The sequence below is a fragment of the Actinotignum timonense genome, assembly GCF_900155575.1.
Taxonomy (GTDB): Bacteria; Actinomycetota; Actinomycetes; order Actinomycetales; family Actinomycetaceae; genus Actinotignum; species Actinotignum timonense.
Window position 1 is genome coordinate 1,574,392 of record NZ_LT706966.1, and the last position, 11,930, is coordinate 1,586,321.

11 protein-coding genes are annotated in these 11,930 nt (G+C 61.9%); 6 read left to right on the forward strand and 5 right to left on the reverse strand.

The features are described 5' to 3' along the window. Positions 1-46 precede the first annotated feature (46 nt). The gene (locus CZ322_RS06625) at positions 47-1,405 is read left to right on the forward strand and encodes a class II 3-deoxy-7-phosphoheptulonate synthase (RefSeq protein WP_026428820.1); all 1,359 of its coding nucleotides are present in this window, start codon (positions 47-49) and stop codon (positions 1,403-1,405) included. Positions 1,406-1,508: 103 nt separating this feature from the next. On the opposite strand, the gene CZ322_RS10020 is transcribed toward CZ322_RS06625, so the two are convergent. The 3 genes from CZ322_RS10020 to CZ322_RS06645 all read right to left on the reverse strand — a co-directional run bounded on the left by CZ322_RS10020 (position 1,509) and on the right by CZ322_RS06645 (position 3,540). Further along, entirely contained in the window at positions 1,509-1,895 is a 387-nt protein-coding gene (locus CZ322_RS10020; protein WP_159455012.1) for a PASTA domain-containing protein, read from the reverse strand. Further along, positions 1,888-3,009: a serine/threonine-protein kinase gene (locus tag CZ322_RS06640; protein WP_087070677.1), complete on the reverse strand. Its 1,122-nt coding sequence runs from the start codon at positions 3,007-3,009 to the stop codon at positions 1,888-1,890. Before CZ322_RS06640 ends, CZ322_RS10020 begins: the two co-directional genes overlap by 8 nt. Before the next feature lie 36 nt (positions 3,010-3,045). Continuing rightward, a complete protein-coding gene (locus CZ322_RS06645) occupies positions 3,046-3,540 on the reverse strand; it encodes a lytic transglycosylase domain-containing protein (RefSeq protein WP_087070678.1) in 495 nt (164 codons plus the stop codon). Between the two features lie 172 nt (positions 3,541-3,712). Between CZ322_RS06645 and CZ322_RS06650 the strand changes: the two genes are divergently transcribed. After that, positions 3,713-4,084, forward strand: a complete 372-nt coding sequence (locus CZ322_RS06650; protein ID WP_234984552.1) for an Rv2175c family DNA-binding protein — start codon at positions 3,713-3,715, stop codon at positions 4,082-4,084. Here CZ322_RS06650 and CZ322_RS06655 read toward each other — a convergent pair. After that, on the reverse strand, positions 4,081-5,121 hold the full coding sequence (locus tag CZ322_RS06655) for a polyprenyl synthetase family protein (protein WP_159455013.1): 1,041 nt from the start codon (positions 5,119-5,121) through the stop codon (positions 4,081-4,083). The genes CZ322_RS06650 and CZ322_RS06655 overlap by 4 nt on opposite strands. 107 nt (positions 5,122-5,228) lie before the next feature. On the opposite strand from CZ322_RS06655, the gene CZ322_RS06660 reads away from it, so the two are divergent. Then, positions 5,229-6,536, forward strand: a complete 1,308-nt coding sequence (locus tag CZ322_RS06660) for a DUF4192 family protein (RefSeq protein WP_087070681.1) — start codon at positions 5,229-5,231, stop codon at positions 6,534-6,536. A gap of 292 nt (positions 6,537-6,828) precedes the next feature. Continuing rightward, positions 6,829-8,649, forward strand: a complete 1,821-nt coding sequence (locus tag CZ322_RS06665) for an RNA polymerase sigma factor (protein WP_200807182.1) — start codon at positions 6,829-6,831, stop codon at positions 8,647-8,649. On the opposite strand, the gene CZ322_RS06670 is transcribed toward CZ322_RS06665, so the two are convergent. Beyond that, the gene (locus CZ322_RS06670; RefSeq protein WP_087070683.1) at positions 8,597-9,352 is read right to left on the reverse strand and encodes a 3'-5' exonuclease; all 756 of its coding nucleotides are present in this window, start codon (positions 9,350-9,352) and stop codon (positions 8,597-8,599) included. The two genes, CZ322_RS06665 and CZ322_RS06670, sit on opposite strands and share 53 nt — an antisense overlap. Before the next feature lie 81 nt (positions 9,353-9,433). On the opposite strand from CZ322_RS06670, the gene CZ322_RS06675 reads away from it, so the two are divergent. Further along, positions 9,434-9,628, forward strand: a complete 195-nt coding sequence (locus CZ322_RS06675) for a DUF7455 domain-containing protein (RefSeq protein ID WP_026428827.1) — start codon at positions 9,434-9,436, stop codon at positions 9,626-9,628. A gap of 175 nt (positions 9,629-9,803) precedes the next feature. After that, positions 9,804-11,927 (forward strand): DNA gyrase/topoisomerase IV subunit B, encoded by a 2,124-nt coding sequence (locus CZ322_RS06680; RefSeq protein ID WP_087070684.1) that lies wholly within the window; start codon positions 9,804-9,806, stop codon positions 11,925-11,927. The last annotated feature ends 3 nt before the right edge of the window (positions 11,928-11,930 follow it).

An 11,930-nucleotide genomic window follows, 5' to 3' on the forward strand; every position in this document is an offset into this window, starting at 1 on the left:
CGACGCGATTCCGCCCGCGCACCCGTTCCGGGCTAAGATTTCGTTTATGTTTGAGGACGATACTCATAAAATTGCCGCGCTAGCCCACACCTGGCGCGAGAAGCCCGCTCTGCACCAACCTCATTACGAGGATGAAGCAGAGCTCGCTGCGGTTATGCAGCGCTTGGCGAAAATGCCGCCCCTGGTTTTTGCGGGTGAATGCGATCGGCTCCGCGAAAGTATCGCGGCCGCGCAACGCGGCGAAGCTTTCGTCCTCATGGGTGGGGATTGCGCCGAATCTTTCGAGCAAATCACCGCGGATCGCATCCGCGCCAAGGTGCGTACCCTCCTGCAAATGTCAGTTATTTTGACCTACGGGGCGTCGGTGCCGGTGGTGAAAATCGGGCGGATGGCCGGCCAGTACTCCAAGCCGCGCTCCCAGGCCACCGAAACTATTGGGGATACTACCTTGCCCTCCTACCTGGGCGATTCCATTAACGGGCACGAATTCACGGCCGCGGCGCGCCGCCACGATCCGCACCGTTTAGAGGAGGCCTACCTGTACTCGGTGGCCACTCTTAACCTCATGCGGGCTTTCACGCGCGGCGGTTTCGCCGACCTGCGTTCCGTGCACGATTGGAACCGCGGTTTTATTGCCAACCCGGCCTACGTGCGGTACGAAAAAACCGCGAGCGAAATTGATCGCGCCATGCGTTTTGTGACCGCGGCCGGGGTCGACGGCGCCCAGCTGGCAGAAACACAACTGTATTCCTCCCACGAGGGCCTGGTGCTGCCCTTCGAGGAAATTATGATGCGCATCGACTCGCGCACCCACGAGCCCTACCTCACCTCCGCCCACTTCCTGTGGATCGGGGAACGCACCCGCGATGTCAATGGCGCTCACGTGGAAATGTTCTCCCACGCACGTAACCCGATCGGGGTGAAATTAGGTCCGACGACGACGCCAGATACCGCTCTCGCCCTTATCGATAAGCTCAATCCGGAAGGTGAACCGGGCCGACTCACCTTCATTACCCGCATGGGTGCCGGGCGGGTAGAAGAAGCCCTGCCGCCCCTGGTGGAAGCGGTGCAGCGTGATGGCCGCCCGGTTACCTGGGTTTCGGATCCCATGCACGGAAACACCATCAAGGCTTCCAATGGAATTAAGACCCGCCGTCTAAGCGATATTATGGCGGAAATCCGCGGGTTCTTCGCGGTTCATGAAGCGCTCGGTAGCCACCCGGGCGGTATCCACGTGGAACTGACCGGGGATGATGTGACGGAGGTGCTGGGCGGCTCCGAAGAGATCTTCGAGGAGACCCTCACCGAACGCTACGAATCGCTGGTCGATCCGCGCCTGAACCACCAGCAGTCCCTCGAGCTGGCTTACCAGCTGGCCGAAATGCTGCGTGACGTGCACCTGTAAAACGAGGGCGGGGCGAGCGCGACCTGGCGCTGCCACGGCTCTGCTTGGGTGCGTTCGCGGCTGGGTGCCGGGGCGAAGCTTGGACCGGGCTAACGCGACCTGGCTACCGCGCCGCAATAATAAGGGTGACCTTCTGCCCGGGTGCGGCGCTCACCCCGGGGCCAGGATCCTGGCGCAGCACGGTGCCCGGCGCGGCAGCCCGGGTTTCCCGGTAGCGTACCTGCACCTGGAAGCCCGCTTTTTCGAGCACGGCGCGCGCCTCTGCCTCCGCCATATCCGCCACATCGGGAACGGTTGAATCAGGGGCCGCGCCAGCAACGAGAAGCTCAACGGTGCTTCCCGGGCGTACTCGGCTCCCCGCCTCCGGATCGCTACCCAGTACGGTGCCCGGTGCCGCGCCGTTCCCGCCGCGCACCTCCGTCTCCACCGTGAGCCCGAGCGCCTCCATCTGGCTGCGTGCCTGGGTGAGACCGGTAGCAAGCTCAGGCACCGTTACCCGCGCCCACGGGCCGGCCGTGAGCGCCCAGGTGGCACCGGCTGCCCCAGATAGCAGCGCAATTGCGCACACCCAGGCAGCAATCCGCCACACGCGGGCGCGCCGCCGCCCAGCGCCGCGCTGCCGCGGTGTTCCCGCACCGTGCGGCGAGNCGCCCCCCCGCCACATCCTCACGGTGCACCGGCTGCGGGCGGCGCGGCGTGACCGGAATACGCCGCAGCGCGGCATCATCAGCGACGCCAGCCCGCAGCCCCCGCAGCAACTCACGGGCCTCCACGGCGCTCGCCGGGCGATCCGCCGGATTCTTCGCGGTGAGCACCCCGATAAAAGAATCCACCTGCGCCGGCAGCCACGGATTATCCCTGGCCAGGCGCGGCAGATCATCCCGGGCCTGGGCCGCCGCGAGCTGCGCGGCTGAATACCCGGCCCAGGGCAGGCGCCCGGCGAGTAGCTCAAAAAGCACCAGGCCGGTGGCATAAATATCGCAGGCCGGGCTCGCCGCCCGCTGCTCTAAAATTTCCGGAGCGGTATAGGCAAGAGTTCCCCAGCGCGGCAGCGCCCCCGAGGAAGCACTTACCGCGTGGGCCAAGCCGAAATCGGTCACTGTCACCGCGAGCTGTGGAAGGCGGACGGGGGAGGGCGGCGGGCAGGCGTCGTCGAATAAAATATTTTCCGGTTTGATATCCCGGTGGATAATGCCGGCACGGTGGGCAGCGGCCAGGCCCTGGAGCACCTGGTCGCAGATATCAAGTGCGGTGCCGAGCTGGAAGGAACCCAGGCGCTCCAGCTCGTGGCGCAGCGTGGGGCCGGGCACGTATTCCATAACGAGGTACGCGCGCTCAGCTGCGCCGTCGTTCCATACCCCGCGGTCATAAATAGTGACGATATGCGGGCTGCTCAGCGCGGCAACCGCCCGCGCTTCCCGCTGAAAAAGCCGCGTGAAATCATCGAGGGCGGCCAAATCGGGGTGCATAATTTTGATCGCTACCGCGCGATCCAGCTTCGTATCGTAGCCGCGGTACACCGTGGCCATCCCGCCGCGCGCCACCGGGGCGTCGAGACGGTAGCGGCCCTCAAGCCACCCGGCCGGCAGGGAAGGAATAGTCACACACCTAGGGTAGCGCGCCGCTTCGCAACGCCGCGTTTAGAAACTCTTGGCCGCGCGCAATACCCGCAGCACATACTTTTGGGTAGAGGGATACGGCCCCGCCTCCCGCAGCCGCGCCAGGCCCTGGTAGTAGGCGGCAATCGCCTCGTGAGTACTGGCGGTATGGCGCTGCAAATAGCGAATAATCGCAATACCTGCGGTGATATTATCCGCGGGAATGAGCCAGTCCAGATCCCGGCCGACCATCCGCCCCGCCCACCGCGAAGCCGCGGGAATCAGCTGCATCACACCCGCCGCCCCGCTGGGGGAAAGCGCCCGGGAATTAAAACCGGATTCGATATAGGCATGCGCCATTGCAAGCCGAGGGTTGACGCCCATAAGCGCCGCCGTATCACGCACCATCTTCTGCGTTTCCGCCCGGCTCGGGGCGATAATCGCATTCAAACGCGCCGCGATTTCCGCGTGCGAAAGCTCGTAGCGCGGGGCCGGTGCCTGCGCCCGCAAACGCGCCAGATTCGCCTTCGATCCCACCGTTTCTCACTTCCTGGCCGGTGCGGGGGACATCTCGATTGCGCCCCGGCCGCTGTTCCACTTGTGACAATAGTGCACTGTTGTGAAAATGTCACCAGATTGTGACGATTTTGTAATGGCGACGACGCCGCGCCCTTGCCCACCTGCGCGCCTGAACGGCCGCGGCATTAAGATGGGAAGCGTGGAAAAAGAGAATACAACTGTGACGTGGTTGAGCCTTCCGGAGCTGGCCGATTACCTCGAAACCGATCTGCGTACGGTGCGCTCCCAGTTGCGCGATGCCCGTTTCCTGGCGGTACGGCGCGGGGAAAATAACGCCCTCTATGCCGATGCGGGGCAATTCGTGGTGAAAGAGGGGCAACGCGTGCCCCTGCCCTCGCTGCGCGGCACCATTATTTCCCTGCGCGATGCCGGATATAACGACGACGAAGCCCAGGAATGGCTACGCCGCTTCGAACCGGAACTACGCGACACCCCATTGGGCGCCCTCATTGGCGGGCATACTCATGCGGTCCGGCGCGTCATCGCCGGCCTGGCTTTCTAGTGGGTGCGTGAACGCAGGCGCTGGAGGAGTTCCCCTAAGCTCTCGCGGGCGGCCTCATTCAGGCGCGGCAAGATAGCCCGCGCACTATCTTCACGTTGGCGAATCATCTTTTCCACGTGAGCCCGCGCTCCAGAGTCCTCCATGAGGGCCCGAGCGCGAACGACGTCGTCGCCCTCCAGACGCTTCCCACGCAAGGACCGCAGCCACCGGGCATCCACCTCGCTGACCCGCTCCAATGTTTCGAGGAAGAGGAAAGTGTTTTTCCCTTCCGTGAGGTCATCGCCGGCGGGTTTGCCGGTGACGGCCGGATCGCCAAAAATCCCTAGGATATCGTCGCGCAATTGGAAGGCCTCACCGAAAGGCATGGCGAAAGCCCGCAAATCTGCGATTGTTTCCGGGGCGGGTTGTTCGGCGAGCGCCGCCCCGATAAGCAGGGGGAAGAGCGCGGAATACGAGACCGTTTTATGGGTGATAATCGCGTGGATATCTTCCCGGGTAGCCGCGCGGGTGTATTCGCAACGGATATCAAGAAACTGGCCGATACCAACGTCCTCACACATGGTGAAGAACGGCTCGAGGGGTGCGGTGCGCCCGGCGCTCACCGCTTCTTGAGACGCCAGCGCCAGCACGGCATCACCCACAATCAAACCGGAACGGAAACCGTAGCGTTCCGGGGAACCATCCCAGCCCGATGCGCGGTGATAATTCGCCAGCTCGGCATGCACGGTGGGGACCCCGCGGCGCGTGGCAGAAGCGTCAATAATATCGTCGTGAATAAGAGCCGCGAGCTGGAAAAGCTCCACGGCCGCGCCCAAACGCACTGCCGCCACCATATCCGGGCAGGTAGGATCCGGGAGAGTAGCGAGCATCCCGGCCCGCACCAGCCGCGCCCGGGTCCGCTTACCGCCGGATGCCAGCGCGGTAACCGTATCGATGAAATCCTCCACCTCGGGCTGATTCCAGCGGCGCAACGAATCCAAACGCGCCTCAATACGGCTATCAACCCCGTTGGTGAAATCGCGAGTGCTCCACTGCATTGCTCGTACTCCGCTTCTTTTATCCACAGATTCGTGAGGTGCGCGCCCCATCCACAGGGTACCGGCACTCGCGAGCACGCGCTTGCCGAAGCTGGTTATCTAGCGCTATGGACACAATCACACTTCATCATCCGCGCGATGCCCTCGCTGTTATTCCCCATCTGCTGGGCTATTACCCGCGCCACCACTTCGTACTCTTCGGGGGAAGCCCGGAAATACACCGGGCCGTGGGCCCGGAGGGTGAGGAATTACCGCAATGGTTCGGTTCCCTGGAATCTTCGCAGCGACCGGATGTTGCCGTGGCCGGGGGTGAAACGCCGCTCATTCGGGTGGATCTGCGTGCCGGGCCTATCTCACCCTATGTTGCCCGGCAGATCACTGACGCGGTAGCTGCCTGCCGCATGTTCAGCTGCGTGGCGGTGGTGTACTGCCCAAGTTTTGTTCGCTTCGCGCACACCCGCGAATTCGCCTCGGTGCTGGCCCTCCTGGAGCTGCTCTGCGCTGCTCTTTCCCGGCTCTGGGATGGCGACCCGGGCACTCGCGATGCGTGGAGTTGTGATTTTTTCATTGCTGATAATGAAGGGTTTATGGATATGGGAGAAGAAACATTTTGCCCTTGGGAAGAACTGGAATCTACCGAGGCAGCGGCTGCTCTTGTATATAAGGGTTCGGCTCCGCTGGAACAAGAACCGAGCCGGAATATCGTCAAAGCCAGTCCCACCCGGATGCGTAATACCGCCGTGGCACTGGAAGAAGCACGCGGGGAGGAGGTCACCGCGCTGGAAGAGCATTGGGATATGCTCCTCGCCCGGGTGGTGCGCCGCCGCCAAGCCGGCCCGCCGCGTATCACCACCCGCGAAGCGGGGCGGGCGCTGGCCGGGCTCACGCATATTCCTATTCGGGACAAAATCTTGCAGGTGTCCCTTGAACACGATCCACTGCTACCGATGTCATCCGTTGATCCCGCGGTGGGCTTTGCCACCGGGGTGGGGGAGCGCCCCAATATTGTGCGGGCTTTGGGGATGATGGCACTGCTGGATGAATTAGCTCGGCTGGCTCCGGAAGGAGTGGAAGTTCCCTATGCCTGCTCGGCGTATTTAGCCTGGTGGGTGGGTCAAAACTCCATGACAGCGCTACGCGCTCAAGAAGCGCTGGAAATCAATCCCGGCTCGCGCCTGGCGCGCATGCTCAAAGACGCTGCCGAATGGAACGCGCTGCCGCCTTGGCTGCTAGGCCCGAACGGGAGTGGGAGGTGCTCGCGCACCAAAGCTCGTAGTGGCGGTGAAGGGGCCGCGGATAGCGGCGGCCTTGGTGACGCGGCCACACCGTGCGGTTCGGTGGATATTGAACCGAAAGCTGTGGACCAACAACCGGAAACTATGGACCGCTACGGACCCGGCAGGCAAGCTGCCTAAGTAGCTGCGTGGGTGAATGTGGTATGTGCGCTGGCGGGGAAGTTCGTGGCGGCGGAGGTTCGCGCCGGCAGGAAAGTTCGCGCTGCGGAGGTTCGCGCCGGCAGGAAAGTTCGCGCTCGCGGAAGTGGGAGAACTATAGTCGCCGGGGATAAGAATGTTATGTGAGGATTGGCACGTTGGGGAGGCCGGGGAACAAAAAGCGGGTCGGGCGCGTTCCGCTAAGTAGCTCTTTGGGGTGGATACCCCGTGCCGGTTCTCGGCATTCGTTGATAACACTAGGGAAAGGTCTCACGTGGCCACAAAGTCTGCCAGTGCACAAGAAACCGCTGCCGTGGAAAAGGACACCGCGGTCTCCGCATCCGCTTCGGGTACGAAGAAGAAGGCGGCCTCTCGCTCCTCCAGTCGCACGGCATCGGCCACCTCGGCAGCTACTGCTTCCGAAAGCACAACGGCTGCGAAGAAGCCGGCCGCTAAGAAGGCCAGTGCAGCCAAGGCCACCACTACCAAGAAGACTGCCACCAAGAAGACCACCTCCAAGGCAAGCGAATCCAAGGCAGCTGAATCTAAAGCGGCCGAATCCAAGGCGGCTTCTTCGGCTTCTTCCGCGAAGAAGGCCACCACCGCGAAGTCAGCCGCTACTAAGTCAACTGCTACGAAGTCCACCACCGCGAAGTCCACCGCGGCGAAGAAGACCTCCACTAAGAAGGCAGCCGCTGAAGCCGAAGCTCAGGAAACTGCTGCGGCTGCCACGGAGGCTTCCGCATCCACCGCGGAATCCAAGGAGGAGAAGCCGGCCGCTAAAAAGCCGGCTACCCGCAAGACTGCCGCGAAGAAGACCACGTCCAAGGCAGCTGAATCCAAGGCGGCTTCTACCTCGAAGAAGGCCACCTCGAAGCGTGCTACCGCTAAGCAGGAAGAACCGGAAGAACCTGAAGAACATGAGGATCTCGAGGATGAAGATTTCGACGTCGATGCTGAGGATGTTGATGCCGAGGATCTAGATGACGATCTCGAGGACGACGAAGACGATTCTGAGGACTCCGAAGAGGAGCCCGAGGAAGAAGAGGACGAAGCCGATAAGGAAACGGATAGCGCCGCCAAAACGGAAACAACTGGGCGTAATTCCCGGGGCGGTTTCACCGTCAAGGATTCCGATGATTCGGATGAACCGGCGGTGCGTGTTCACGTTGCCGGTGCTACCGCGGATCCGGTCAAGGACTACCTCAAGCAGATCGGTAAAGTGCCCCTGCTCAACGCCGCGGAAGAAGTGGAACTCGCCAAGCGAATCGAGGCCGGGCTCTACGCTCAGCACCTGCTGGACCAGGGTAATCTCGATAAGGAGAAAGACCACGCCTATATCCGTGAATTGCGGATTATTTCCCGCGATGGCAAGCACGCCAAGAACCACCTGCTCGAAGCGAATCTTCGCCTGGTAGTTTCTTTGGCTAAGCGCTACACGGGCCGCGGCATGCTCTTCCTTGATCTCATTCAGGAAGGGAATTTGGGGCTGGTGCGCGCCGTCGAAAAGTTTGACTACGCCAAGGGCTACAAGTTCTCCACCTACGCCACCTGGTGGATTCGCCAGGCCATTACCCGCGCGATGGCGGACCAGGCTCGTACCATCCGCATCCCGGTGCATATGGTCGAAGTCATCAACAAGCTCGCGCGGGTCCAGCGCCAGATGCTCCAGGAACTCGGGCGGGAACCAACCACCGAGGAACTGGCGAAAGAACTGGATATGACCGAAGAAAAGGTCGTCGAAGTTCAAAAGTACGGCCGGGAACCCATTTCCCTGCACACCCCGCTCGGTGAAGATGGCGATTCCGAATTCGGTGACCTCATTGAGGATTCCGAAGCGGTGGTTCCGGCGGACGCCGTCGGCTTCACTCTGCTCCAAGAGCAGCTCCATCGCGTTCTCGATACCCTGTCCGAACGCGAAGCCGGGGTGGTTTCCATGCGCTTTGGCCTCACCGACGGCCAGCCGAAAACCCTGGACGAAATCGGCAAGGTCTACGGGGTCACCCGCGAACGCATTCGCCAGATCGAATCCAAGACCATGTCTAAGCTGCGCCACCCGAGCCGTTCGCAGGTGCTGCGTGACTACCTGGAGTAAAACCAGGCGTGGTAGGTTCCCGGCGCGCGCGGCGCACACCGGGAAACTCCACCTCGAATAGCGGGGTGGGCCAAATAATCTCAGCGGCGTGGCGGCGAGCATCGTCCCACGCCGCTGCTGTTATTTCCCGCCCGTCTCGGCTGTGCGCGCTGGTGGCGTAGCGCTCCCCGCGCGCCTCCCGGCGCAGATATTCCGCCAGGAGCCGCCCGCACATGCGCGCATCCGTGATGGCGTGGTGGTGTTCTTCTATCTCAATGCCGGCTCGGCGCGCCACGGCCATGAGGGAATGGCGCCCCTCCGGAACGTAAATGCGCGAGAGGTCCATCGTGCACACGGCGGCGCTGAGCGGGATACGTAGCGGGCTTCCGGCCCGGCGAAAAGCCTCGTTGAGAAAACCCAGGTCAAAGCGGGCATTATGCGCCACGAGGATACGCCCGTGCAGCAACCGTTCCACGTGGGGGAGCAGTTGTGAGAACGACGGCGCCTGTGCCACTTCCGCACCGTGTACTCCGTGAATCTCCGTAGCTCCCATGGGCCGCAGCGGGTTCACCAGGCTGTCCCATTCGCGCTCCGGGTTGCCCTGCTCATCCAGAAGCACCACCCCGATCTCCACAATCCGGTCAGTGCGAGCATCTAAACCGGTGGTTTCCAGATCGAGGGCAGCGTAGCCAGAAGAAATACCGTGCGCCTGAGAAACACCCATGTGTTCAGCTTACCGAGAGCACAGGCCCGGGGTGATCTTCTCCTCAGGAATAAGCGCGCCCTTTTATGCTTTGATAGGTATGTGAGTACTACATTGACTGAATTAGCTCCCTTGACCGCGCAGGATCGTTGCGATGCCTGCGGAGCCCAGGCTTACGTTCGGGTACGCCTGCCTTATGGAGAACTTTTCTTCTGCGGCCATCATGCTTCCCAGCACCTCGATAAGCTGCGTGAAGATGCCCTTGAGATTCAAGACGAACGCGAAAATATCGCCTAGCTTCGCTTCGATCTCACCACCAGCGGCCCACCCGGGCCGCTTTTGAGTTAATGTGCCCCGCTGGGATTGGTGTGAACCGTGGGATTCACACACTCTCACGCACTTTCACGCACTTTCACATACATTCACGCGCGCCGCGCAGGCTCGCGAACAGCCGTTCGCGTAAACTACCGGTGTGTCAACTTCCGAAGAATACTCAGCTCGTCACCTCCAAGTCCTCGAAGGCCTGGAAGCCGTGCGCAAACGCCCCGGCATGTACATCGGCTCCACGGATTCACGCGGACTCATGCACTGCCTCTGGGAAATCATCGACAACGGCATTGACGAAGCCCTGGAAGGATTCGCCACCCATATCACCGTCACCCTCTACGCTGACGGTTCGGTTGAGGTAACCGACGACGGCCGCGGCGTCCCCGTGGATACCGTCCCCGGGGTGGGACTTTCCGGCGTGGAAGTTGTGTACACCCGCCTGCACGCCGGCGGGAAATTCGGCGGGGGATCCTATTCCGCTTCCGGCGGCCTCCACGGAGTGGGTGCTTCGGTGGTCAATGCCCTTTCCGCCCGTATGGACGTGAAAGTTCGGCGCGGCGGCAAGATTTACCAGATGCAATTCAAGCGCGGGGAACCCGGGCGTTTCCAGGATGGTGCCCAGCCCTCCCCGGAAGCACCTTTCGAAGCTTTCACCCACGGCAGCGAACTTGACATAGTCGGAAAAGTCGCGAAGAAAAACACCGGAACATCCGTGCGTTACTGGGCTGACCCCCAGATTTTCCTGGCCGAAGCAGAATTCTCCTATGACCTGCTTACCGAACGGGTACGCCAATCCGCGTTCCTGGTGCCCGGCCTGACCATCACCATTCGTGATGAGCGCGGCTTGGCGGGCACTCCGGGGGAGAACGGTCCCCATGAGGAAGTGTTCCACTACGAGGGCGGCGTTGTCGATTTTGCGGACTACCTGGCTACCGATCCGGCACTCACCGCCACCATGCACCTCACGGGTAGCGAAACGTTCACCGAAAACGTGCAGGTGCTCGACCCGGAAAGCGGGCATTTGCGCGCCCAGGAAGTTGAACGCACCTGCGAAGTGGATGTGGCCCTACGCTGGGGGACCGGATATGACACCACCACGGAATCCTTCGTTAATATTATTCGCACCCCCGGGGGAGGGGCGCATCAGAGCGGCTTCGAACAGGGCGTGGTGAAAACCCTGCGCGCCCTGATCGACACCAATTCGCGGCGCCTCAAGCTCACCGCCAAAGATGCCAAAATCGAAAAAGACGATATTTTGGCCGGGATGACCGCGGTTGTCACGGTCCGGCTAGCCGAACCCCAATTCGAGGGGCAAACGAAGGAGATCCTGGGGACGGCGGCAGTGCGCCCCATCGTGGCGCGCGTCGTCGCCGCACAACTCCACAGTATCCTGGCGTCCACGAAACGCGACCAAAAAACCGAAACCTCGCGGCTCCTCGAAAAAATCGTGGCGGAAATGCGGGCTCGGGTGGCTGCGCGTGTCCATAAGGAAATCTCGCGGCGCAAAAACGCGCTCGAAAATTCGACCCTGCCCGCCAAGCTCGCCGATTGCCGCAGCGATGATATTGAGCACACCGAACTTTTTATCGTCGAGGGGGATTCGGCGCTGGGCACCGCGAAACTGGCGCGTTCTTCGGAATTCCAGGCGCTGCTACCCATCCGCGGCAAGATTCTTAATGTGCAGCGCGCCTCGCCCGCGGATATTCTGCGCAACCAGGAAGTTTCTTCCATTATTCAGGTGGTGGGGGCCGGCTCCGGGCGCACGTTTGACCTCGCGGCAGCGCGCTACGGGAAAATTATTATGATGACGGACGCGGACGTGGACGGCGCCCATATCCGCACCCTCCTGCTCACCCTGTTCTTCCGCTATATGCGTCCCCTCGTGGAAGCCGGGCGGGTTTTCGCCGCGGTGCCGCCGCTGCACCGCATCGAAGTGGCCGGCCGCGGCGGGAAAAAGGGATCGTATATTTATACCTATTCCGAAGAGGAATTGCATCGGGAACTCAAGAAGCTCGAACGCGCCGGGAAAACCTATAAGGAACCCATCCAGCGCTACAAGGGCCTGGGGGAGATGGACGCGCACCAGCTCGCGGAAACCACCATGGATCCGGCCCACCGCACCCTGCGGCGCATCCGGATCGAGGACGAAGCCGCGCTGCGGGAAGCCGAGTCCGTTTTTGAGGTGCTCATGGGTAACGAGGTGGCTCCGCGCCGCGAATTTATTGTCGAAGGCGCCGAGCATATTTCCTACGACAAGATCGATGCCTAAGTT

Bases quoted from the DNA above. Each gene is read 5' to 3' on its own strand.
- CZ322_RS06625 (WP_026428820.1), top strand. From the start codon at position 47: ATGTTTGAGGACGATACTCATAAAATTGCCGCGCTAGCCCACACCTGG.
- CZ322_RS06650 (WP_234984552.1), top strand. From the start codon at position 3,713: ATGGGAAGCGTGGAAAAAGAGAATACAACTGTGACGTGGTTGAGCCTT.
- CZ322_RS06655 (WP_159455013.1), bottom strand. From the start codon at position 5,121: ATGCAGTGGAGCACTCGCGATTTCACCAACGGGGTTGATAGCCGTATT.
- CZ322_RS06660 (WP_087070681.1), top strand. From the start codon at position 5,229: ATGGACACAATCACACTTCATCATCCGCGCGATGCCCTCGCTGTTATT.
- CZ322_RS06670 (WP_087070683.1), bottom strand. From the start codon at position 9,352: ATGGGTGTTTCTCAGGCGCACGGTATTTCTTCTGGCTACGCTGCCCTC.